At 72.9% G+C, this 21,485-nt stretch carries 22 protein-coding genes and 1 tRNA gene; 8 read left to right on the plus strand and 15 right to left on the minus strand.

Going from position 1 to position 21,485, the window contains the following annotated elements; all coding sequences use genetic code 11:
- Positions 1-21: 21 nt before the first annotated feature.
- Positions 22-1,671: a fatty acid--CoA ligase gene (locus O7607_RS10320; RefSeq protein ID WP_269702724.1), complete on the minus strand. Its 1,650-nt coding sequence runs from the start codon at positions 1,669-1,671 to the stop codon at positions 22-24.
- Between the two features lie 85 nt (positions 1,672-1,756).
- Between O7607_RS10320 and O7607_RS10325 the strand changes: the two genes are divergently transcribed.
- On the plus strand, positions 1,757-2,248 hold the full coding sequence (locus O7607_RS10325; protein WP_013283681.1) for an NUDIX domain-containing protein: 492 nt from the start codon (positions 1,757-1,759) through the stop codon (positions 2,246-2,248).
- Between the two features lie 7 nt (positions 2,249-2,255).
- Here O7607_RS10325 and O7607_RS10330 read toward each other — a convergent pair whose 3' ends face one another.
- Positions 2,256-3,923: an MDR family MFS transporter gene (locus O7607_RS10330; RefSeq protein ID WP_269702726.1), complete on the minus strand. Its 1,668-nt coding sequence runs from the start codon at positions 3,921-3,923 to the stop codon at positions 2,256-2,258.
- 56 nt (positions 3,924-3,979) lie between these two features.
- Positions 3,980-4,534: a type 1 glutamine amidotransferase domain-containing protein gene (locus O7607_RS10335; RefSeq protein ID WP_269702727.1), complete on the minus strand. Its 555-nt coding sequence runs from the start codon at positions 4,532-4,534 to the stop codon at positions 3,980-3,982.
- Between the two features lie 118 nt (positions 4,535-4,652).
- Here O7607_RS10335 and rfaE2 point away from each other — a divergent pair, with 118 nt between their 5' ends.
- On the plus strand, positions 4,653-6,479 hold the full coding sequence (gene rfaE2, locus O7607_RS10340; protein ID WP_269702728.1) for a D-glycero-beta-D-manno-heptose 1-phosphate adenylyltransferase: 1,827 nt from the start codon (positions 4,653-4,655) through the stop codon (positions 6,477-6,479).
- Positions 6,476-7,348, plus strand: a complete 873-nt coding sequence (locus O7607_RS10345; RefSeq protein WP_269702731.1) for a glycosyltransferase family 2 protein — start codon at positions 6,476-6,478, stop codon at positions 7,346-7,348. Before rfaE2 ends, O7607_RS10345 begins: the two co-directional genes overlap by 4 nt.
- Here the strand turns inward: O7607_RS10345 and O7607_RS10350 are convergent.
- The 3 genes from O7607_RS10350 to O7607_RS10360 are packed head-to-tail and all read right to left on the minus strand — an operon-like array spanning position 7,323 to position 9,517.
- Positions 7,323-8,471 (minus strand): glycosyltransferase family 9 protein, encoded by a 1,149-nt coding sequence (locus tag O7607_RS10350; RefSeq protein WP_269702733.1) that lies wholly within the window; start codon positions 8,469-8,471, stop codon positions 7,323-7,325. The genes O7607_RS10345 and O7607_RS10350 overlap by 26 nt on opposite strands.
- A gap of 6 nt (positions 8,472-8,477) precedes the next feature.
- On the minus strand, positions 8,478-9,014 hold the full coding sequence (locus O7607_RS10355) for an Hsp20/alpha crystallin family protein (protein ID WP_269702734.1): 537 nt from the start codon (positions 9,012-9,014) through the stop codon (positions 8,478-8,480).
- Entirely contained in the window at positions 9,011-9,517 is a 507-nt protein-coding gene (locus O7607_RS10360) for a DUF2231 domain-containing protein (protein ID WP_269702736.1), read from the minus strand. The genes O7607_RS10355 and O7607_RS10360 overlap by 4 nt, the downstream gene beginning before the upstream one ends.
- Before the next feature lie 165 nt (positions 9,518-9,682).
- On the opposite strand from O7607_RS10360, the gene O7607_RS10365 reads away from it, so the two are divergent.
- Positions 9,683-10,303 (plus strand): pyridoxamine 5'-phosphate oxidase family protein, encoded by a 621-nt coding sequence (locus tag O7607_RS10365; RefSeq protein WP_269702738.1) that lies wholly within the window; start codon positions 9,683-9,685, stop codon positions 10,301-10,303.
- 15 nt (positions 10,304-10,318) lie between these two features.
- Here the strand turns inward: O7607_RS10365 and O7607_RS10370 are convergent, their stop codons facing one another.
- Together O7607_RS10370 and O7607_RS10375 are read right to left on the minus strand one after the other, a co-directional pair.
- Complete coding sequence (locus tag O7607_RS10370) at positions 10,319-10,867, minus strand: DUF3592 domain-containing protein (protein WP_269702739.1); 549 nt, start codon at positions 10,865-10,867, stop codon at positions 10,319-10,321.
- A 37-nt stretch (positions 10,868-10,904) separates the two neighbouring features.
- Positions 10,905-13,079: an acyltransferase family protein gene (locus O7607_RS10375; protein ID WP_269702740.1), complete on the minus strand. Its 2,175-nt coding sequence runs from the start codon at positions 13,077-13,079 to the stop codon at positions 10,905-10,907.
- A gap of 129 nt (positions 13,080-13,208) precedes the next feature.
- Between O7607_RS10375 and O7607_RS10380 the strand changes: the two genes are divergently transcribed.
- Positions 13,209-14,036, plus strand: coding sequence for a TrmH family RNA methyltransferase (locus O7607_RS10380; RefSeq protein WP_269702741.1), 828 nt, complete (start codon positions 13,209-13,211; stop codon positions 14,034-14,036).
- Positions 14,037-14,063: 27 nt separating this feature from the next.
- On the opposite strand, the gene O7607_RS10385 is transcribed toward O7607_RS10380, so the two are convergent.
- The gene (locus O7607_RS10385) at positions 14,064-14,486 is read right to left on the minus strand and encodes an Atu4866 domain-containing protein (RefSeq protein ID WP_269702743.1); all 423 of its coding nucleotides are present in this window, start codon (positions 14,484-14,486) and stop codon (positions 14,064-14,066) included.
- 1 nt (position 14,487) lies between these two features.
- The gene (locus O7607_RS10390; RefSeq protein WP_269702744.1) at positions 14,488-15,210 is read right to left on the minus strand and encodes an SDR family oxidoreductase; all 723 of its coding nucleotides are present in this window, start codon (positions 15,208-15,210) and stop codon (positions 14,488-14,490) included.
- 96 nt (positions 15,211-15,306) lie between these two features.
- Between O7607_RS10390 and O7607_RS10395 the strand changes: the two genes are divergently transcribed.
- A complete protein-coding gene (locus O7607_RS10395; RefSeq protein ID WP_332367307.1) occupies positions 15,307-16,167 on the plus strand; it encodes a helix-turn-helix transcriptional regulator in 861 nt (286 codons plus the stop codon).
- Between the two features lie 82 nt (positions 16,168-16,249).
- Positions 16,250-16,906, plus strand: a complete 657-nt coding sequence (locus O7607_RS10400; RefSeq protein WP_269702748.1) for a hypothetical protein — start codon at positions 16,250-16,252, stop codon at positions 16,904-16,906.
- Between the two features lie 52 nt (positions 16,907-16,958).
- On the opposite strand, the gene O7607_RS10405 is transcribed toward O7607_RS10400, so the two are convergent.
- A tRNA-Thr gene (locus O7607_RS10405) sits at positions 16,959-17,032 on the minus strand.
- A gap of 133 nt (positions 17,033-17,165) precedes the next feature.
- On the opposite strand from O7607_RS10405, the gene O7607_RS10410 reads away from it, so the two are divergent.
- Positions 17,166-18,896 (plus strand): metallophosphoesterase family protein, encoded by a 1,731-nt coding sequence (locus O7607_RS10410; RefSeq protein WP_269702749.1) that lies wholly within the window; start codon positions 17,166-17,168, stop codon positions 18,894-18,896.
- A gap of 116 nt (positions 18,897-19,012) precedes the next feature.
- Here O7607_RS10410 and O7607_RS10415 read toward each other — a convergent pair whose 3' ends face one another.
- From O7607_RS10415 to O7607_RS10430, 4 genes are all read right to left on the minus strand, one after another.
- On the minus strand, positions 19,013-19,855 hold the full coding sequence (locus tag O7607_RS10415) for a PSP1 domain-containing protein (protein WP_269702750.1): 843 nt from the start codon (positions 19,853-19,855) through the stop codon (positions 19,013-19,015).
- A gap of 260 nt (positions 19,856-20,115) precedes the next feature.
- Positions 20,116-20,784: a hypothetical protein gene (locus O7607_RS10420; RefSeq protein ID WP_269702752.1), complete on the minus strand. Its 669-nt coding sequence runs from the start codon at positions 20,782-20,784 to the stop codon at positions 20,116-20,118.
- Entirely contained in the window at positions 20,784-21,089 is a 306-nt protein-coding gene (locus O7607_RS10425) for a hypothetical protein (RefSeq protein ID WP_269702754.1), read from the minus strand. The genes O7607_RS10420 and O7607_RS10425 overlap by 1 nt, the downstream gene beginning before the upstream one ends.
- Position 21,090: 1 nt before the next feature.
- Entirely contained in the window at positions 21,091-21,420 is a 330-nt protein-coding gene (locus tag O7607_RS10430; RefSeq protein WP_269702756.1) for a YbaB/EbfC family nucleoid-associated protein, read from the minus strand.
- Positions 21,421-21,485: the final 65 nt, after the last annotated feature.

Raw genomic sequence — 21,485 nt, forward strand, 5'->3', positions numbered from 1 at the left:
GCGACGGTACGCCGCGAAACGTTACGACGCGGTCAGTTCCCGCACGTCGAGCCCGCCGTCGGCGTACCGCGAGCGCACCACCTTCTTGTCGAACTTGCCGACGCTGGTCTTCGGGACCGCGTCGATGAACGCCCAGCGCTCCGGCAGCTGCCAGCGGGCCACCGAGGCGGCCAGGAAGTCCCGCAGCTCCTCGGCGGTCACCGACGCGCCCTCGCGGACCACCACAGTGGCCAGCGGCCGCTCGTCCCAGCGCTCGTCCGGTACGCCCACCACGCACGCCTCCAGCACCGCCGGGTGCGCCATCAGGGCGTTCTCCAGCTCGACCGAGGAGATCCACTCCCCGCCCGACTTGATCACGTCCTTGGCGCGGTCGGTGAGGGTGATGAAGCCGTCCGGCGACAGCGTGCCGACGTCACCGGTCCGCAGCCAGCCGTCCCGGAACTTCTCCTCCTTCGGGGCGTCGTCGCCGATGTACCGGGCGGTCACCCACGGGCCGCGTACCTCCAGCTCGCCCACGGACGTCCCGTCGGCCGGCAGCGGCTCGCCGGCCGGGCCGACGATCCGCGCCGTCACGCCCGCCGGGACGCGGCCCTGCGTGTAGCGGTAGCGCCAGGCGTCGTCGCCGGTCGCGCCGGCCGGTGCCCGGGAGACCGAGCCCAGCGGCGACATCTCGGTCATGCCCCAGGCGTGGATGACGTCGATGCCGTAGCGGTCGTGGAACGCGTGCATGAGCGCGGGCGGGCAGGCCGACCCGCCGACGATCACCTCCTTCAGCGAGGAGAGATCCACCTCGTGCGCGTCCAGGTAGGCGAGCAGGTCGGTCCAGATGGTCGGCACCGCGCCGGCGAGCGTGGGCCGCTCGGCGGCGATCATCGCAGCGATCGGCTCCGCCTGGAGGAACCGGTCCGGCATGATCAGCGAGGCGCCGGAGAGGAACGCCGCGTACGGCAGGCCCCACGACATGGCGTGGAACATCGGCACGATCGCCAGCTCACGATCGTTCGGGCCGAGCCCGAAGCCCTCCGGCATGCAGACCTGGAGCGAGTGCAGGTAGATCGAGCGGTGCGAGTAGGCGACGCCCTTGGGGTTGCCGGTGGTCCCGGAGGTGTAGCAGAGCGCGGCGGCGTCGCGCTCGTCCACCTCCGGCCAGTCGAAGTGGTCCGGGCGGTCGGCCAGCAGCGCGTCCCAGTGGTGCACGGTGATCCGGTCACCGGCCGCGGCCAGCAGCGGGGCCGGGTCACCGCCGCCGACCACCACCACGTGCGCAACGGTGGTCATGTCGCCGATCACCCGGGCGAGCAGCGGGATGAGCGTGGTGTCGACGAGGACCACCCGGTCCTGCGCGTGGTTGGCGATGTAGGCGACCTGGTCGGGGAAGAGCCGGATGTTGAGCGTGTGCAGCACCGCGCCCATGCTCGGCACGGCGAAGTACGCCACCAGGTGCTCGTTGTTGTTCCACATGAACGTGCCGACCCGCTCGTCGCCGGTCACCCCGCACTCCTCGCGCAGCGCATGGGCCAGCCGGGCGGCGGTGCGGCCGACCTCCGCGTACGTCATCCGGCGGGGTTCCGCGCCGGTCCAGGTGACCACCTCCGCCGCGCCGTGCACGGTGGCGCCGTGTTCGAGGATCCGGGCGACCTGGAGAGGGGCATCCATCATCGTGCTACGCATGGGTAACAACGTAGTGGCGTCGGTCACATCTGCGGAACCCCCCGGAACCGCCGAGGTGATCACGGATGATGCGTAGATTGTCCGGGTGAGCATCTCGTGGGCCGACTCGTACGTCGGGCAGCTCCGCGCCCTGGCCGGTGACCGCACCCTGATGTTCGTCGGCGCACGCGCCGTCGTGCGCGACAACGCCGCCCGGGTGCTGCTGATCCAGCGGTCCGACAACGGCCAGTGGGCCCTGCCGGCCGGTGCCATGGAACTCGGCGAGTCCATCGCCGACTGCGCGGTCCGGGAGGTGCGGGAGGAGACCGGGCTGCGGGCGCTGCGGGTAAGCGCGTTCGCGCTCTACACCGGACCCGACCGCACCCACACCAACATGTACGGGCACACGTACCAGGTCTTCACCACGGCGTTCCGGGTCGACGAGTGGGACGGCGAGCTGGCCCGGTTCACCGACGAGACCACCGACTCCGGGTTCTTCCGCCCGGCGGACTTCCCGCACCCGCTGTCGTCGAGCGTGCACGAGACGCTCGCCGACCTCGACGTGTTCGAGCAGACCAACCGGTTGATCCTCAAGTAGCCGCCGGTCACAGCATCGTCTGCGACTTGGCCTCCATGTCGGCGGCCGCCTCCTCCTTCGACTCCTTGGTCAGCGGCTTGCCGCCGGGCGCGGGCGCCTTCCCGCCGATCGGGTCGGCGCCGCCGGTGGCGCCCTGCGGGCCGGTGCCCCGCAACTGAAGGTTCGGCATGGCCAGCGTGACCAGCACCGCGACGATCGCGATCAGCCCCGTGCTCAGGAAGACCAGGTGCAGCGACTCGACGAACGAGGCCTGGACGGCCGCGCGTACCGGGGCGGGCAGGGCGAGGATGGCCGCCGGGTCGTTGATCGAGAAGTTCCCACCGGCCGACACCGCGGCCCGCTGCTCCGGCGGGAGCTGCGCGAGCGCACCAGGCAGCCGCGTGGACAACTCGGCGGTGAGCCGGGACGACAGCACCGCGCCGAGGATGGCCACGCCGAACGAGCCGCCGAGCGACCGGAAGAACGTGGCCGACGAGGTACCCGCACCCAGGTCGCGGACGCTCACCGCGTTCTGCACGGCCAGGATCAGCGACTGCATGCACAGACCCAGCCCCACGCCGATCACCACCATGTAGCCGAACGCGGCCCAGAGCGTGGTGGCCACCTGGAGCTGCTGGAACAGCAGCATGCCGACCACCAGCACGGCAGCGCCCGCCACCGGGAACCACTTGTACCTGCCGATCCGGCTCATCGCCCGGCCGGTGATGATCGAGGTGATGATGACGCCGGCCATCATCGGCAGCATCAGCAGACCGCTGCGCGTCGGGGAGGCGCCCTTGACGATCTGGAGGTAGAGCGGGATGAAGATGATCGACCCGAACATCACCAGACCGAGCACGAACCCCGCGCCGTTGGCGAGCGCGAACGTGGCGCTGCGGAACAACCGCAGCGGCAGGATCGGCTCCTTGGTCCGGGCCTCCTGGACGACGAACAGCACGCCCAGCACCACGCCCGCGGCGAACAGCCCGACGATCACGCCGGAACCCCAGGCGTACTCGGCGCCGCCCCAGCTCAACGCCAGCAGCAGGCAGCTCACGCCGGCGACGAGCAGCGCCGCGCCGATCCAGTCGACTGTGTGCTCCCGGCGCTCGAACGGCACCAGCCGCATCACGTGCCAGCAGACCACGATGGCGAGGATCGCCAGCGGCACGTTGATGTAGAAGATCCACCGCCAGTTGGTCTCCGCGAAGTAACCGCCGACGAGCGGCCCGGCCACCGAGGAGACGCCGAACACCGCGCCGAACAACCCCTGGTAGCGACCGCGCTCCCGGGGCGACACCACGTCCGAGATGATGGTGAACGCCAGCGTCATCAGGCCACCCGCGCCCAGGCCCTGCACGCCGCGCGTGACGATCAGCTGGGTCATGTTCTGCGACAGCCCGGCCAGCAACGAGCCGAGCAGGAACATGCCGATCGAGAACAGGAAGACCGGCCGGCGTCCGTACAGGTCGGCCATCTTGCCGTACAGCGGCGTCGAGGCGGTCGAAGCCAGCAGGTACGCGGTGACCACCCACGAGTAGTGGTTGATGCCGCCCAGTTCGCCGACGATCGTCGGCAACGCGGTGCCGACGATCGTCTGGTCGAGTGCCGCCAGCAGCATGCCGGTCATCAGACCGAACATCAGCAGGCGGATCTGGCGGGCGGGCAATGCGGGCGGGGCGGCCTGGGCGGTCATCCCGCTTCCTATCCCACCGGGGGCGGATCATGCCCCCGGTGGGCCTGTGACTTTCCTCAGGCGGCGTGCCGGCCCTCGGCGAACTCCTCGACGATCTTCGCGCAGAACGCCGGCAGGTCGTCCGGCTTGCGGCTGCTGACCAGCCCGTTGTCGGTGACGACCTCCTGGTCGACCCAGTTCGCGCCGGCGTTTGTGAGGTCGGTGCGCAGGCTCGGCCAGGAGGTGATGGTGCGGCCCCGCACCACGTCCGCCTCGACGAGCGTCCACGGGCCGTGGCAGATCACCCCGACCGGCTTGCCGGCGTCGAAGAACGCCTTGACGAACCGGACCGCCTCCGGGTCCGTCCGCAGGAAGTCGGGGTTCGCCACGCCACCGGGCAGGACCAGACCGTCGTACGCCCCGGCGTCCGCCTCCTTGGTGGTGACGTCGACCTGGTACTGCTTGCCGTGGTCGAGGTGGTTGAAGGCCTGGATCGTGCCGGACTCGATGGAGACCAGCTCGACCTGGGCGCCGGCGTTCTCCACCGCCTCCCGGGGCTTGGTGTACTCGACCTCCTCGACGCCGTCGGCGGCCAGGAAGGCGATGCGCTTGCCCTGAAGTGTCGCTGCCATGCTGCTTCTCCTCTCCGGGGTACGTCTGCACGGTTCCCTGGGCCGATGCCGCGAAACCGGACGCATCGGGTGGCCCACGTCGCGTTTGGCCCGACGGCCCGGGGGGATCCGCAAAGGCATGGCAGGAGCAGCAGCGGAAGAGCGCCGGCTCGCCACCGTGGTGGCGAGCTGGCAGCAGCGTCCCGTGCTGGTCGTCGGGGACGCCATGCTGGACGAGTGGCGGTTCGCCGAGTCGGAGCGGCTCTGCCGGGAGGCGCCCGCGCCGGTCCTCACCCTGCGGCGGCGGATCTCCGCGGCCGGGGGCGCCGCCAACACCGCGGTGAACGTCGCAGCGCTGGGCGGCCGGGCCGCGCTCGTCGCCCCGGTCGGTGCCGACGTGGCGGGCGACGAACTGCACGACTGCCTGGACCGCGCGGCGGTCTGGGACCGTACGGTGAGCCAGCCGGGCCGGCCCACGCCGGTCAAGCGGCGGATGCTCGCCGGCAACCAGATCCTGCTGCGGGAGGACTCCGGCGGCCCGGAGGACGGGCTGGACGCCGACGGGGTGGCCCGCCTGCTGACCGCGCTGCACTGCGCCACCGAGGAGCTGCGCGCGGTGGCCGCCGGTCAGCCGCTCACGCTCGTGGTCTGCGACTACGGCCTGGGCGCGCTGCCCTCGGCGGTACGCGCCTGGCTGGTCGCCAACCGCGACCGGTACGGCACCGTGGCGCTCGACGCGCACGACCTGGCCGACTGGCGCGGGCTGAACCCGACTGTGGTGACGCCGAGCTTCGCCGAGGCGACCCGGCTGCTGGCCCGCGCCGCCGCCGGGTTCGCGCACGCCGAGCGGGGTGCCGTCCCCAGCGGCGACGTGCATCTGGACCACCCGGCCGAGGCCGACGGCCCGTCCGAACTGATGGTGGGCGCCGCGCCCGGCGGGTCCGGTGAGCGCGCACCCGGCAGCCCGCACCCGACCTCCGGCACGCCCGCCGCCGAGGCCCCCGCCGGGCCGACCGGCGAGCCGATGCCGGGCGAGGAGCGGGTGGCGCTGACCGGCGACGGGCTGAGCGTCACCGGGACCGGCGTGACGGTGAGCGCGGCGGCCGGCACCGGCGTGGACCGGGCCGTGCTGGCCGAGTCGCGCCTGTCCGAGCTGCGCGCGCACACCGGCGCCGACGTGGTGGCGGTGACCCTGGACACCGAGGGCGCGGTGGTCGGTGGCGCCGAGGGCGAGCCCCGGCGCAGCCACAGCACCCCGGTCCCGGCCAGCCACGCGGTGGGTGCCGGGGACGCGTACCTGGCGGCCATGACGCTGGCGCTCGCCGCCGACGCGGGCCTGCCCACCGCCGCCCAGCTCGCCCAGCTCGCCGCCACCATCACGGTGGCCGACACCGGCACCTGCGTGTGCCGCCAGCAGGACCTGCTGGCCGCGCTCGGCACCGGCGCGGACGAGGGCGGGCACCCGGCCCTGGTCGGCGCGGACGAGCTGGCCGCGCTGGTGGACGAACACCGGCAGGCCGGGCGGTCCGTGGTGTTCACCAACGGCTGCTTCGATGTGCTGCACCCGGGGCACGTCCGCTACCTGACCCAGGCCCGCGCGCTCGGCGACCTGCTGATCGTGGCGGTCAACTCGGACGGCAGCGTACGGCGGCTCAAGGGCCCGGACCGGCCGGTCAACCCGGTCGAGGACCGGATCGCCCTGCTGGCGGCGCTGGCCTGCGTGGACCACGTGGTGATCTTCGAGGAGGACTCCCCGGCCCGGCTGATCGAGGCGGTCCGACCCGACGTCTACGTCAAGGGCGGCGACTACCCGCCGGAGATGGTGCCGGAGGCGCCGCTGGTACGGCGGCTGGGCGGGCAGGTACGCACGCTCGGCTACGTGCCGGACCGCTCCACCTCGGCGATCATCGACCGGATCCGCGCCCAATCTGTCACCGACACGGTCGGCGAGGGCAGGCCGGCGTGACCCGTCCGCTCGACCCGGGCACGCCCGAACGGTTCCGGCACCACCGGCGGCTGGACGTGCTGATCCCCACCCGCAACCGGCCCGCCGAACTGGCGGTCACGCTGTCCGGGCTGGCCGCCCAGGAGGGCATACCCGGGTTCGGGGTGGTGGTCAGCGACCAGTCCGACGGCGAGCCCGCGTACGCGCACCCGGCCGCCGCCACGATGGTCCGGGCCCTGCGGCACCGGGGGCACCCGGTGCTGCTGACCCGGCGGCTTCCCCGGCGCGGCCTGGCCGAGCACCGGTCCTACCTGCTGGCCCAGTCGGCGGCCGACGCGGTGCTCTGCCTCGACGACGACGTGTGGCTGGAGCCGGGCGCGCTGGCCCGGCTGGTCACCGCGCTCGGCGAGCTGGGCTGCGGATTCGTCGGCAACGCGGTGCACGGCCTCTCCTACGCCGACGACGTCCGCCCGGAGACGCACGAGCACTACGAGGAGTGGACCGGGCCGCCGGTACCGGAACGGATCATGCCCGGGACGCCGGAGTGGCACCGGGCGTCCATCCACCCGGCGGCGAACCTGTTGCACGTCACCGAGAAGCTGGACCTGGCGGCGGGCGAGTGGCGGGCGTACAAGATCTCCTGGATCGGCGGCTGCGTTCTCTACGACCGGGCCAAGCTCGTCGAGGCCGGCGGCTTCGACTTCTGGGAGCGGCTGCCCGAGCGGCACCAGGGCGAGGACGTCGCCGCGCAGCTCGCCGTGCTGGAGCGCCACGGCGGCGCCGGGGTCCTGCCCAGCGGGGCCTACCACCTGGAGTCGCCGACCACAGTCACCGAACGCGACGTGGAGGCGTGGGAAGTGGTGCTCAGCGAGTCGCCCGCGGAGGTGTGAGCAGCTCCCGGGCCGCCTCGAGCACCTCGGCGGCGGGCACGTCGGCGACGAACGAGACGCGGTGCGGGCACTCGCCGTCGCCCGGCCGGTGCGGGTAGATCCCGGGTGTGCAGTCGACACCGCAGACCGGGCAGTGGGTGGTCCAGGCGGCGATCGGGCGGTGCCGTCCGCGCAGCGGCGACGCCCCGTTGATCAGGTTGCCGACCCAGAAGACGCCCACTGTCGGCGCGCCCACGGCGGCGGCCAGGTGCAACGGTCCGGTGTCGTTGGAGACCACGAGCGCGCAGTCCGCGTACGCGGCCGCGAGCGCGCCCAGGCTGAGCGTCCCGACCTGGGGACGTACCGGCACCCCGGCCGCCGCCACCACCGCGTCGACCGTCTCCTGCTCGGCGGGGGTGCCGGTGACCAGCACCTCGTACCCGTCTCCGGTCAGCTCCCGGGCGACCTCGGCGAAGCGTTCCGGCGGCCAGCGCCGCCGCGTGTCGGTGGCGCCCGGGTGCAGCGCGACCCGAGGGCGGGTGGGTTCGCCGAGCACGGCGGCGGCCTCCGCCCGGTCGGCGGCGGTGACCGCGAGCGCCGGGGTGATCGTGGTGGCGGGCGCCCCGACCAGGGCCGCGACCTCCAGGTAGCGGATCACCTCGTGCTGGTAGTAGACGTAGCGCAGCCACCGGTCCAGCGGCGGCGCGCCCTCGGCGCGCAGGCCGGCGGTCACCCGCGCGCCCAGCCCGGCCACGAACGGGTTCGAGTTGGCCCCGCCGCCGTGTACCTGCAACGCCAGGTCGAACCGTTCGGCGCGGGCGGCGGCGAGGAACGCCGGGACGTCACCCGGCGACTCGCCGGGCCCCGGGTCGCGGATGCCGGGCGCCGCCGGCACCACCAGCACCCGGTCCACCGGGCCGGGCCGGTCGCGCCAGAGCGCCGCGTGCCACGGCGCGCCGAGCAGCACGATCTCCGCCGACGGGTACGCGCACCGCAGCGCGTCGAGCGCCGGCAGCACGAAGATGAAGTCGCCGAGCGCGTTGGCACGCAGCACGGCGATCCGCTCGACGTCAGGGACGCGCTCGCCGACCGGGCCGAGCACCTCCGGGTCGCGGCGCGGCGAGCTGGCGGGCGGGCTGGTCACGCGGCCCTACGGCCTGTCGATCTCGTCGAGCGCGGTGTCCGGGTGGTGCAGCTCCCGGTCGGCGGCCGGGTCGGCGGGCATCGGCGTACGGTCGGCGCCCGGCCGCGGGCCGGTCCGGCCGACGGTGATGGTGCGCGGCGCGGGCCGGGTCGCCCGGGGCAGGCGCACCCGGAGCAGGCCGTGGTCCATCACCGCGTCGATCCGGTCCGGGTCCACGCGGGACGGCAGGTCCACGCGGTACTCGAAGCCCCGGGTGGTGAACCCGCCCGGTATGCCGTGGTCGGCGTTGACCTCGGCCTCGGACCGGGCGCGGACGCACAGCTCCCGGTCGTCCAGCTCGACGGCGACCTCCTCCGGCGCCACACCGGGCAGCCGGACGACCACCTCCCAGCCGTCGGCCGTCTCGGCCAGGTCCACGTCCTGGCTGCCGGAGCGCCCGCCGACCAGCCGGCTCAGCTCGGAGCGCAGCGACTGGAGTTCGCCCATCGGATCCCAGCCCTGCTGACGGCCCCGCCAGCCCCGCCCGCCGCTCTGTTCGGTCATCGCGCGTCTCCGATCCGCTGTGTCGCCGAGTGGGGTCGCAGCGAGCTGGGCGCGTTGAGATCGTGCTCCGGGTCGACGCCGACACCGAGCCGGTCCACCAGTTCGCCACCGAGCCAGGCACTGACGCCGAGGATCGCCAGCGCGACCACCTCGATGGCGATCAGCGCGCCACCGGCCGCGCGGGAGTCGGCGTTGAGCCGTACCGCCCAGACCGCGGCGAACAGCAGGATGACCGCCACGTTGGCGGCGGCGTGGGTGAGCCCGACCCGCTTGGCGCGGGTGCCGGCCGGCAGGGCGAGCAGGTCGAACGCCCCCGCTGCCGCGGCCAGCAGGCCGCCGATCAGGCCGACGGTGATGTTCCAGTACGCGACCTCGGCGAGGAAGCCGGGCCCGCCCACTGTGTCCACCACGTCGAAGATCACCGCGGTCACGAAGAGCGCCACCGGGAACATCACGAGCATCGGGTGCACGGGATGGCCGAGCACCTTGAGCCGGCTCTCCATCTCGGCCTCCATCCGTCACGTCCGGACGCACGCTGCGAACCGGTCCCTACCCGCCGGCTCCGGGGGCAAACCGGCACTCGACGCGTCTCCTAGGCTGACAGTGGCGGAAACCAGGCCGTCGCGGGCCGGAACCGTCGTGACGATCAACGGACGGGGGAGGAAGACGTGACGACCCGGGAGATCACCAACGAGGCCGAGCTACGCGAACTGATCGGCACACCGATGCCGAGGGCGGCCGCCAAGGACCGCCGTACGCTGCACGAACGCGACCGGGAGTGGCTCGCCGCCTCGCCGTTCTGCCTGATCGCCACCGCCGGCGCGGACGGCACCTGCGACGTCTCCCCCAAGGGCGACCCGCCCGGTTTCGCGCTGGTGCTCGACGACACCACGATCGCGATTCCGGAGCGGCCCGGCAATCGGCGGGCCGACGGCTACCGCAACATCCTGGCCAACCCGCACGTCGGGTTGATCTTCCTGATCCCCGGCCGTACCGACACGCTGCGGATCAACGGGCGCGCCCGGCTGATCGCCGACGCGCCGTGGTTCGCCGACATGGAGGTCAAGGGCCACCGGCCGGTGCTCGCCGTCGAGGTCGCGATCGAACAGATCTTCTACCACTGCGCGAAGGCGTTCCTGCGCTCCGAGCTGTGGCAGCCGGAGACCTGGCAGCCGGACGTGCTGCCGACCCGGGCCCGGCTGATCAAGGAGGTGGAGGCCCCGGCGGAGAGCCTGGCCGACCTGGAACGCCACTACGGCCCGGCCTACCTGGAGACGCTCTACCGCTGACCCGGTCGCGGACGGTCAGCGCCGGACGTTGCGCTTGCGTTTGCCCCGGCCGACATAGCCGCGGCCGTCTGTTGCCGGTGCCACCGGGCGCGGCCGACGGGGGCGGGCGGCGCGCCGGCGCTGGATGCGGGACAGCATGAGCGTCACCCCGGTGCCCAGGGCGACCAGCCCGACCGCACCGAGTACGCCCTGCACGCGCCCGCGGTGCCCGCTGAGCTGCCCGAAGTCGGTGACGAAGTCGCCCGCGTCCGCCGGGTTGACCCAGATCGGCACCTCGGTGCCCGCCGCCCGGCACACCTCGAAGCAGGGCACCTCCTGCGAGTGCGTGCGGCCGTCGACCACGTAACGGAAGTACATGGTGCGCGACGAGGAACTCCGGTTGCCGCCACTCTTCGTCACCTGGTCGACGACGAGCGCCTGTGCGGGCGTACCCCGCTCGCGCAGCGTCACCCCCCAGTCGTCGAGCGCCGACTGCGTGTGGAACGGCAGCCAGAGCAGGACGCCACCGGCGACCGCCAGCAGCACGTACGCGATGCCGAGCGGTGACGGCCGGCGGATGGTCACGACGCCATCGTGGCCGGACGCCGCAACCCGAGGCGAGCTACTGGGCCGGGCTGAAGCGCGCCGGCACGCCCACGTCGGACAGGGCACGGGCGAGGTGCGGTGCGGTGGTCTTCACGTACGCCGCGCCGATGTGCGAGCCACCCCGGTAGATGAGCACGTTGCCGAACACCACAGGGCACCTGTCGGTCGGGCAGACGGCGTCGAACAGGTCGATCATCTTGACCTTCGGCGCGCCGGACACCGCCTGCCGCTGCATCCGGTACGCCGGGTCCTGGTCGTGCCGTTCCCTGTCGAACGCGCACCGGGACAGGCGCTTGCGGTTCTTGTCGGCGCACGTCACCGCCGGCCCGGGGCCGGGGTTGTTGGCGAGCACGACGACCTGCGTGCCCACGGCGTCGAGCTTCTTCCACGCCGACCGGACCCCGGCGACCATCGCCTCGACCGTCGGCTCCTTCGCGCCGCTGTCGAAGGCGCGCGCCGCGCCCTGCGAGGTGACCAGGTAGTCGGGTCGCTCCTCGACCAGTTTGCGCATCAGCGACCGGTTCCAGTCGATGCAGTCGGTGTAGAGCTTGCTCGGGTCGTCCGCCCGGACCGCGGGCGCGCTGGTGAACGGGCACGACGCCTTCGCGGCGATCAGGATCTTCCAGTCGTTCTGCTCGGCCAGCACCTGGAACGCCGGCAGCCACTGGTCCATCTTCGAGTCGCCGACGAGCGCGACGGTGGTGGCGGCGTTCGGGTTGCCGTACGTGCAGGACAGCACCTCGGCGCCGTCGACCTGCTGGAAGCACTTGTCCCGATTCGTGTCGGGCACGTCCATGAAGCCCTGCCGGATCTGCAGCGGGTCCGGTTTGATCACGTCGAACCGCTCCGGGACCGGGCCGATCGGGGCGGTGCCGGGCGCCGTCGACAGCAACGCGGCCCCCGGGGCGTACTGGCCCTTGGTGGTGGTCGCGGCGGCGGCCCACGCGCCCATCAGCACCAGGACCATGCCGGCGCAGATGCCGGCGAGCGTGAAGTTGCCGCCCAGGCTCAACGCCAGACGCGGCGACGTGGAGATCTTCCGCGAATAGCGCAGCGGGTTCTCCACCAGCCGGAACGTGATCCAGGCCGGGATCACCGAGGCGAGCGCCACCAGCAGGCCCTCGGTCAGCGACAGGTCACCGAAGTGCGCGGCGGCCACCACGAGCATCGGCCAGTGCCACAGGTAGAGCGAGTACGACAGGTCACCGATCCACTGGAACGGACGCGTACCGAGCACCATCACCGGCCCGCGGGGGCCGGCCGCCGCGCCGGCCGCGATCACCGCCGCCGCACCGAGCGTGGGCAGCGCCGCCGCGTACCCGGGCCATGCGGTCTTCCCGCTGACCAGCAGCGCCGCCGCGACGATCGCGGCGAGGCCGAGCCACCCCAGGACGACCGCCACGGACCGGGGCATCCGCGCGGCGCGGACCGCCAGCAGCGCGATGGCGGCGCCGACCCCGAGTTCCCACAGCCGCGTGGTGGAGACGAAGAACGCCCGCTGCGGCGAGTTGGCCGTCTCGATGATCGACCAGACGAACGACGGCACCGCCAGCACCGCGAGACCGACCCACAGGACCGGCCGTACGTTCGCCCGCCGGAGCTTGCGCGCGGCGAGGATGGCCAGCACGATCAACAGCGGCCAGAGCAGGTAGAACTGCTCCTCCACGGCGAGCGACCAGAAGTGCTGGACCGGCGACGGCGCGACGTCCTCGGCCAGGTAGTCGACAGCGCGGTCGGCGAAGCGCCAGTTCACGATGTACGTCGCCGCGGCGGCGATGTCACCGCCGACGACCTGCCACTCACCCCGGGGTACGAACAGCCGGACCGCGACGGCGGTGGCCGCCAGCACCACGGTTGCGGCGGGCAGGATGCGCTTGGCCCGGCGCGCGTAGAAGCCGATCAGCGAGACCCGGCCGCTGCGCTCGATCTCGGAGATGAGCTGCCCGGTGATGAGGAAACCGGAGATCACGAAGAAGACGTCGACGCCGACGAAACCACCGGGGATGAACGGCAGCCCGGCGTGGTAGAGCAGCACCAGCCCCACGGCGACGGCCCGGAGCCCGGCGACGTCGGCCCGGAACCGGCTCGGCGTCGCCTCCTTGCCCGGCTCGCGCGCGGTCGCCGTACCGCCCGGCTCCTCGGAGGGTGAACCTTCCCGATCGGCAACCTTCGTCAACGGCGGGGAAGTCATCGCGATCCTCAAACTCTGCGGCTGGGGGCGAGGGAACGATAGCGGCTGGTCACTCGGCGGGACAATCGCGCCGCGTCGTACGCCTCACCGCCGCGTGGCCGCCGATCCCGATGCGGTTGAATCGGCTGCGTGGCGAAGACCCTGACGATCACCACCCGCAACGCGAGCTTCCAGCAGTGGCAGGCGCTGCTGACCAATCGCACCAAGCGGCAGCGTACGGCGGAGTTTCTGGTCCAGGGGGTACGCCCGATCACCGTGGCCCTGGAGCAGGGCTGGCAGATCCGCGCCCTCCTGTACCCGGACCGGCAGCCGCTGTCCCGCTGGTGTCGTGACCTGCTCGACCGCGCCGACGCCCGGCGGGTCGCGCTCGCGCCGGAGCTGATGCGGGAACTGAGCGGCAAGAACGAGGAGTCCCCCGAGTTGCTCGCCGTGGTGGCGCAGCCCGCCGACGACCTCGCCCGGATCCCGGTCGGGCCGGCCATGCTCGTGGTGGTCTTCGACCGCCCCAAGACCCCGGGCAACATCGGCACGCTCATCCGCTCCGCCGACGCCTTCGGCGCCTCCGGCGTGATCATCACGGGCCACGCCGCCGACCCGTACGACCCGAAGGCGGTCCGGGCCAGCACCGGCTCGCTGTTCGCCGTACCGGTGGTGCGCGCCGCCGGCCACCGCGAGGTGCTGGACTGGGTCGCCGCGGTGCGCGCGGACGGACGTCCGCAGATCCAGATCATCGGTACGGACGAACACGGGGACGTGGACGTCGCTGAGCACGACCTGACCGGTCCCACTCTCCTGCTGATCGGCAACGAGACGCACGGACTCAGCAAGGGCTGGCAGGAGGCCAGTGACCGGATGGTGCGCATCCCGATCGTGGGGGCGGCGAGTTCGCTGAACGCGGCGGCGGCCGGGACGGTGGCGCTGTACGAGGCCGCCCGGCAACGCGCCGGGCGCCGGTAGCGGGCGCCCGGCGCTCCCCTGTCCGGCCTATCCGGACGGGCGATTCGACGCCCGGTCCGCGACGGCGTTTCGGTGGGCCGCGCTGCCCTCTCGGTAGAACAGGTAGCCGCCGTGGTGCAGGACGTCGCCGTCGAACCGGCCGTCGGCGGTGAACCCGCTGTCGTCCCAGTAGTCGATGTGCTCGCCGGTCACCTCGTACCGGCCGGTGTAGGCGCTCCTCCGGTCGCCCCGCGCCTCGTCGTACCGGCCGTCGGGCAGCAGCTCCTGCCGGATGTGGCCGTCGGCGGTGACCCACATCCCGACGTACGGATGAACGGTCCCGGAGACCGGGAACCGCGCCTGCGTCGCGGACGGAGTGGCCTGCGGTCCGGGCGGTGTCTCCGTGCCGCAGCCGGTGAGCGCCGCCGCCAGGAAGACGGTGGCGGCCTTGCGATGGTGGGAACCTGACATGTCAGCCTCGCTGCCGGGTCGGACGGATGATGATCTCGTTGACGTCCACGTCCGCCGGCTGGCCGACGGCGAACGAGATGGCCCGCGCGATCGCGTCCGGCGAGATCGAGTTCCGGCGGTACTCCCGCATCGCCTCCCGGGCCACCGGGTCGGTGATCGACTCGGCCAGTTCCGACTCGACGACGCCGGGCGTGATCGTGGTGACCCGCAGGCTCGGATCGGCCTCCAGTCGCAGACCCTCGGTGATCGCCCACGCCGCGAACTTCGTCGCCGAGTACACCGCGGAGGTCGGCACCACCTCGTGCGCGCCGACCGAGGCGACGGTGACCAGGTGGCCGCTGCCCTGCCGCTGGAAGACCGGCAGGACGGACGCGACGCCGTGCAGCAGGCCCCGGACGTTGACGTCGATCATCCGGTCCCACTCGTCCACCAGCAGGGCGTCGAGCCGGGACAACGGCATCAGACCCGCGTTGTTGACGAGCACGTCGACCCGTCCGAACTCGGCCACCGCACTGTCGACGAACGCGGTGACGTCGTCGCGGTCGGTCACGTCGAGCCGCCGTACCCTGATGTTGTCGTGCCGTTCGGCGAGCGCGGCGAGCCGCTCGCGGCGCCGCGCGCCCGCGACCACAGCGTGCCCCTCGGCGGCCAGGCGTAGTGCGGTCGCCTCGCCGATGCCGCTGCTCGCGCCGGTGACCAGAACGACCTTCTGTGTGGATTCCATGAGTCCACGGTGCGGAGTACGGCCGGCCGCAACCAGGGTGCGTCACACCCCGGCTGAGCCGCCTGGCGGCCGGTCGATCGCGGTTATGTTGGGGTGGTGGACGGCATCAATCCGCTCGGCGAGTTCCTGCGCGCCCGGCGGGAGACGACCAGCCCGGCGGAGGCCGGCATCGTCTCCTCCGGCCGGCGCCGGACGCCGGGTCTGCGGCGCGAGGAGGTCGCCCAGCTGTCCGGGGTCAGCACCGACTACTACGCCCGCCTGGAGCAGGGGCGGGAACAGCACCCGTCGGAACAGATGCTGAACGCGCTGGCCCGCACCCTCGGACTCGACGCCGAGGAGGCGGCGCATCTGCACCTGCTGGCCAGGATCGGCCGCAAGCCTGTCCGCCGGGGTACGCGGGAGACCGTCCGGCCGAGCCTGCTGCGCCTGATGGACGGCTGGTTGCACACACCCGCGCTGATCATCGACCGCAGGATGGACGTGCTTGCCGCCAACCGGCTCGGACGCGCCCTGTTCGCCACGCTGTTCGAGGCCGACGAGCCCAACCTCGTCCGGTTCGTCTTCCTCGACCCGGCGGCCCGCTCCTTCTATCCCCACTGGGACCGGGTCGCGCAGTCCAGCCTGGGCGCGTTGCGGGCCGCCGCAGCCGACATGCTCGACGACGCGCGGCTCACCGAACTGGTCGGGGAACTCTCGCTGAAGAGCCCGGAGTTCCGCCGGCTGTGGGCCCGCCACGACGTACGGGGAAAGACGCACGAGGCGAAGCTGTTCCACCATCCCGACGTCGGCGAGCTGACCCTCACGTACGACTCGCTCACCGTCGCCGGTGCGACGGGCCAGCAACTGGTCGTCTACCAGGCCGAGGCCGGCAGCCGTTCGGCGCAGGCGCTGGCGCTGCTGGGCACGGTCGCCGCCGACCTGCCCGCTCCGGGCAGAAGAGCACGGGCGGCCTCGTAACCGCGATTACAGCCGAAACGCTACTGGTGATCCCGACTGTTCTCCTGATGGGATTTCCCAGCGGCGCGAGGACGATCATCCGATGCGACAGGAGCATCCGCGGCACGTACCCGATCGCGCCGACCCGGGCAGATGGGCGGTCGCCCGCTGGCGGCGCGCCCTGGCGATTCTCGCGCCGCTGGTCGCCGCGGTGCTCGGCGCCGCGATGGCCACGCAGTGGGAGGTCGGCGGCGGCCGAGCCGTCAGCTCTCTCCCCGCTCCAATGCGATGGCTGGCAGAGAACCTGCCGTTGTTCGACGGTGGGGAGCCGGCGTGGATCTGGCGTGGGCCCTTCTTCGTGTCGGTGCTGCTGACGCTGCCGCTCGTCTGGACGGTGACCGGCCACGCCACCGCGACGCCCCGGCGCCTCACGCGGTACGGGCTCCTCGCCGCCGCCATCGCGATCGGCCTGGAATACAACAGCCCCGGGTACGGGTGGATTTTCGACCTCGTGGCTCTGCTGACGGCGCTGGTGGGCACCGTCTGGTGTGGCCTGCAAGGGCTGCGTCGCGGTGTGCTGCCACGCCGCGTCGCGTGGGCGCTCGTCGCGGCACTGCTGTTGACGCCACCGGCCGGCTTCCTCACGTTCTGGTACCTGCCGCCCGGCCTGACCATGGGCGTACTGCTGGCCTGGGCGGCTGCCGCAGGCTGGTCCGGCCGACCGCGTTCGCGGACCGGCACCCCGTCGGCGGCGGGGTGATCGGCCTCGGCAAACGGCGAAGCCCAGGCCGATGACCTGGGCTTCTGTACCGAGCCGCCTGACGGAATCGAACCGTCGACCTACGCATTACGAGTGCGTCGCTCTAGCCGACTGAGCTAAGGCGGCAACGATCGTCAAGTGTACGGCACGCCCCGCCGGAAGCCGAACCGGATCCCCCCGCCCCCGAACCCGGACATCGGACCACATCCACCCCGCCACGGGAGAGACTTTGCGCCCGGTCCGGACTACCCTGCGGCGGGTGACCGACGAACCGCCGCGACCACCGGCTCCCGAGGCGCATCCCGGCGAGCGGGCGACCCGCCGCCCCCGCAGCATCGACCCCCGGGAGCTGGGTTTCACCCCGCGCCGGCCGGTGCCCTGGCTCGCGCCACTGCTGCTGATCAGCACCGGCCTGCGGACGTTGCTGGCGATGCTGTTCGGGGCGTACCTGGACAAGCGCGAGTTGCAGAATGCGTTCGGCGACGGCACGTTCCGGCAGGTCGGGCCGGACGGCGGGCTGTGGCTGGACTACGTGGCCGACCTGGGTGACGGCTTCGACGCCACGTACTCGGTGGCGTACCTGCTCGCCCAGCCGGAACTGACGGTGGACGGGCATCGCCTTCCTCGCGCGCAGACGCTGGTGATGGGCGGCGACCAGGTCTACCCGGCGGCGGGCTACGAGGCGTACGAGGACCGCTGCAAGGGCCCGTACCAGTCTGCGCTGCCTGTCGCCCCGCCGGAGCAGCCGACGCTGTTCGCGGTGCCGGGCAACCACGACTGGTACGACGGGCTGACCGCGTTCCTGCGGCTGTTCGTGCGTACCCGGGACCGGCACTTCGGCGGCTGGGGCACCGGCCAGTCCCGCTCGTATTTCGCCGTCGAGCTGCCGGCCGGCTGGTGGCTGCTCGGCCTCGACGACCAGTCCGGCTCTTACCTGGACGACCCGCAGCTCACCTACTTCGACGAGGTGGCCCGCAAGCTCACCCCGGAGTCCAAGGTGATCCTGGCGGTGCCGGCGCCGACGTGGGTCAAGGCCGTCGACCACCCCAACGCGTACGACTCGATCGACTACTTCATCCGTACCCTCGTCGCGCCCACCGGCGCGCAGGTGCGGGTGCTGATCTCCGGCGACCTGCACCACTACGCCCGCTACGCCGGGACGGACCGGCAGCTCATCACGTGCGGCGGTGGCGGCGCCTACCTCTACCCCACGCACCGGCTGCCGGAGAAGCTGGAGGTCCCGCCGCGTGACACGCTGACCCGCCGGGCCAGCAACACCCAGGAGTACGACCTGGCGGCGCGCTATCCGGACAAGGCGCGCTCCCGCCGGTACGGCTGGGGGATCTTCGCCCGGCTGCCGTTCCGTAACCCGGGCTTCACCACGCTGCTCGGCACCCTGCACACGCTGCTGATGCTGGCGATGGCCGGGGTGGCGGTGCAGCGGGTGGGCACCACCGAGCAGCGGCTGTTCAGCGTGCCGCTGGCGATCATGCTGGTGGTGGCAATGATGGGCGCGGTGTTCTTCGCCAAGCCGCCCACGGCGGGCGGGAAACGGCACGCCCGGCACTGGATCCTCGGGGTGGCGCACGGGCTGGCCCAGATCGCCCTCGCCGCCGGCGGCACGTGGGTCTGGTTGCAGTTGCCGTTCTACGACTGGCCGTGGCCGCTGCCGGCGGTCGCCGCCGTGGTGCTGTACGGCCCGGTGAGCGGGCTGGTCGCCAGCCAGGTCGTCGCGCTCTACCTGTTGGTGGCGGGCGCCTTCGGGGTGAACCTGAACGAGCTGTTCGCGGGGCAGGGCATCGAGGACTCGAAGGCGTTCCTGCGCCTCCGGATCGACAGGGACGGCACGCTGACGATCTACCCGATCGCCGTCGACAAGGTGTCCCACGACTGGCAGCTGAACCCCGACCAGTCCCCCACCGCCTCCTGGCTGACGCCGAAGACCCCCCTGACCCCCCGCCTCGCCGAACCCCCCATCGTCATCCGCTGACCCCACCCGGCCGACTCACCCCGTTGACCATGAAGTTGGCGGCGAAGTCGATCACCATTTCGACCGCCAACTTCATGATCGACGGAGAAAGACGGGGTGGGAGGGAAGGCAGCGGGTCAGGGCTGGGGGTAGTGCTGGTCGTGGGCCTGCCTGGGGCCGCACACCGACGCGCGGGAGCACATCGAGCGGGAGCCGTCCGCGTCCAGCCGGACCGTCACCGCGTCGCGCGGGACGCTGTGGCCGACCACCTTGCCCTCGCCCTGTGGCGTGGACACCCGGCTGCCCACCGCCGGGGCCGTCTCCTGGAACTTCTGATACAGCGGGTGCTCGTACTTGAGGCAGCACATCAGCCGCCCGCACGCCCCCGAGATGCGCAGCGGGTTGAGCGGCAGGTCCTGGTCCTTCGCCATCCGGATGGTCACCGGCTCGAAGTCGGTCAGGAACGTGGCGCAGCACAGGTCACGACCGCAGGAGCCGATGCCGCCCTGCACCCGGGCGGAATCGCGGGCGGAGAGCTGCCGCAGCTCGACCCGGCAGTGCAGCGTGGCGCCCAGGTCGCGGACCAGCGAGCGGAAGTCGACGCGGTGCGGCGCGGTGAAGTAGATCGTGGTGCGGTCACTGCCGTTCTCCGGCGTGGCCAGGACGTGGTCGACGGCGACCACCTTCATCGGCAGGCCGTGTTCGCGGATCAGCCGCTTGGCGGCGACCTTCGCCTCGGCCTTGCGCCGGCGCAGCATCTCGTCGCGGCGCAGGTCGTCGTCGCCGGCGATCCCGGCCAGTTTCGGGAAGCCGTCGGTGTCCTCGCTGACCCACTGCGCGGCCCACACGCACTCGGCCACCTCGGGCCCGTCGTCGGTGGGCACCAGCACCCGGTCGCCCACCTGCGGGCGCAGCTCACCCGGGTCGAGGTAGTAGAGGCGCCCGTACCGGTTGAAGCTGACCGCGCAGAGCATGCCCATACGCCCCACCCTACGCGGATCGACGCCCGCCGCACGGCGCACCAGTCGCCGCCCGGTCACCCACCGCAGCGATCATCGTCGTCGACCCGGCCGAACCGGCCCCATCGCCTCGCCCGGACGGCTGAATCTCCGACGGGCCCCTGACAAACACCGCCCGGGCGCGTTGAGTGAAGGCATACCTGCGGGGGGTGCAGGGGAAGGCCACGGCGTCGCCGCCGTCACCCGGCCGCGGCCGGATCGGCGCGCGACGCCGTGGACCGTCAGTAGCCGATGCGGGTGGTGCCGCCGTAGCGCGGGCCGGTAATGGCGCGGTCCCGCCACTGTGTCTCGGCCAGGCTCGGCCCCCACTGGCGCAGCAGCGTCTCCGCGCCGTCGTAGGCCACCCCGAGCACACCCAGGATCCGGGTGGCGATCTCGGCCGCGGCCGACGCCCCGGCCCGTCCGGCCCCGGCACCGGGCCGTGTCGCCGCGTGCACCGCCACCGCCTCCGCCGAGCCCAGCACCTCGGCCAGCGCCCGGGCAAGCGCGGCCCGGCTGCCCTCCACCCAGCCGGCCAGCGCGTCGGCGTAGCCCGCCGTCGACTCCAGCCGCCCGACCAGACTGTCCGGGCCTTCGTCCAGGTGCCGCAGCAGGGCGGCACGCGCTTCGTCGTACGCCGACGCGGCGGCACCGGACCAGGCGACCTGGTCGGCCAGCAGGGCGCAGGTGTCGTCGTACCCCCGGACGAGCCGGCGCACGGCGTGGCCGGCGCCGGTCAGCGGCGCGGGATGCAGGTCGAGGAACTCGCGCACGGCCGCGCCGGGGAGCACCTGCATGCGGCGCAGCAGCGGCCAGAGCCGGTGCCCCTCGGGTGCGCCGGCGGCCAGCAGCGTGTCGACGCGGGCGAGCAGGTCGAGCCCCGGCTCGGCGAGGCGGTCGAGCGCGTCCATCAGGCCTCCCGGGCCATCCGCCGGGCGACCGCGTCGTCGGCCGCGGCGTAGCGGTCGGCGGCGCTGCGCAGTGCCGCCGCGGCGGCGGCCAGCCGGACGGCGGCGGCCTGCGCCTCGCGTGCCCGGTCGGCCGTGGCCAGGGTCCACTGACGGTGCAGCGCGCGGCCCACCTCGCCGGGGCGGCCGGTGGCGTCCGCGCCGAACGCGGGATGCGGCGGGTCGGTGGCGGTCACCGTGCGGGAGAGGGTGGCGAGGGTCGCGCCGGCCTCGTCGAGACGGGCGGCCAGCGCACGCAGCGTCTCCATGTCAGGCCCCCGCCAGCGGCCGGTAGGCCGCGAACGTCTCGTTGTGCAGCTTCTCCCGCGCCCACTGCGCCGCGTCGGCGGCAGCCGTCACCGCGGCCTGCACCGAACCGGCCACGTCGCGCGGGCTGCGGTGGTGCAGCGCCCCGAGGAAACGCACGTCGGTGATCCGCCCGCCGGCGGTGACCACCACCTCGACGAGCCCGTCGGGTGAGCGGACGGTGACCTCGACCGTCGCGACCGCCTGGTCGAACTCGGCCTGCAGGTTCTCGATCCGGCGGTAGCGCCGCACCGCCTCCTCGATCCAGGCCTCGTCGATCTCGCCCCGCGGCATCGGCGGACTCCTCCCGGCCGGTCCGGCCTTCACTGAGCGTGCCGCCTCGGTCACCGCGGCATCAC

Origin of the sequence: Micromonospora sp. WMMA1949 (assembly GCF_027460145.1) — a bacterium.
Taxonomy (GTDB): domain Bacteria; phylum Actinomycetota; class Actinomycetes; order Mycobacteriales; family Micromonosporaceae; genus Micromonospora.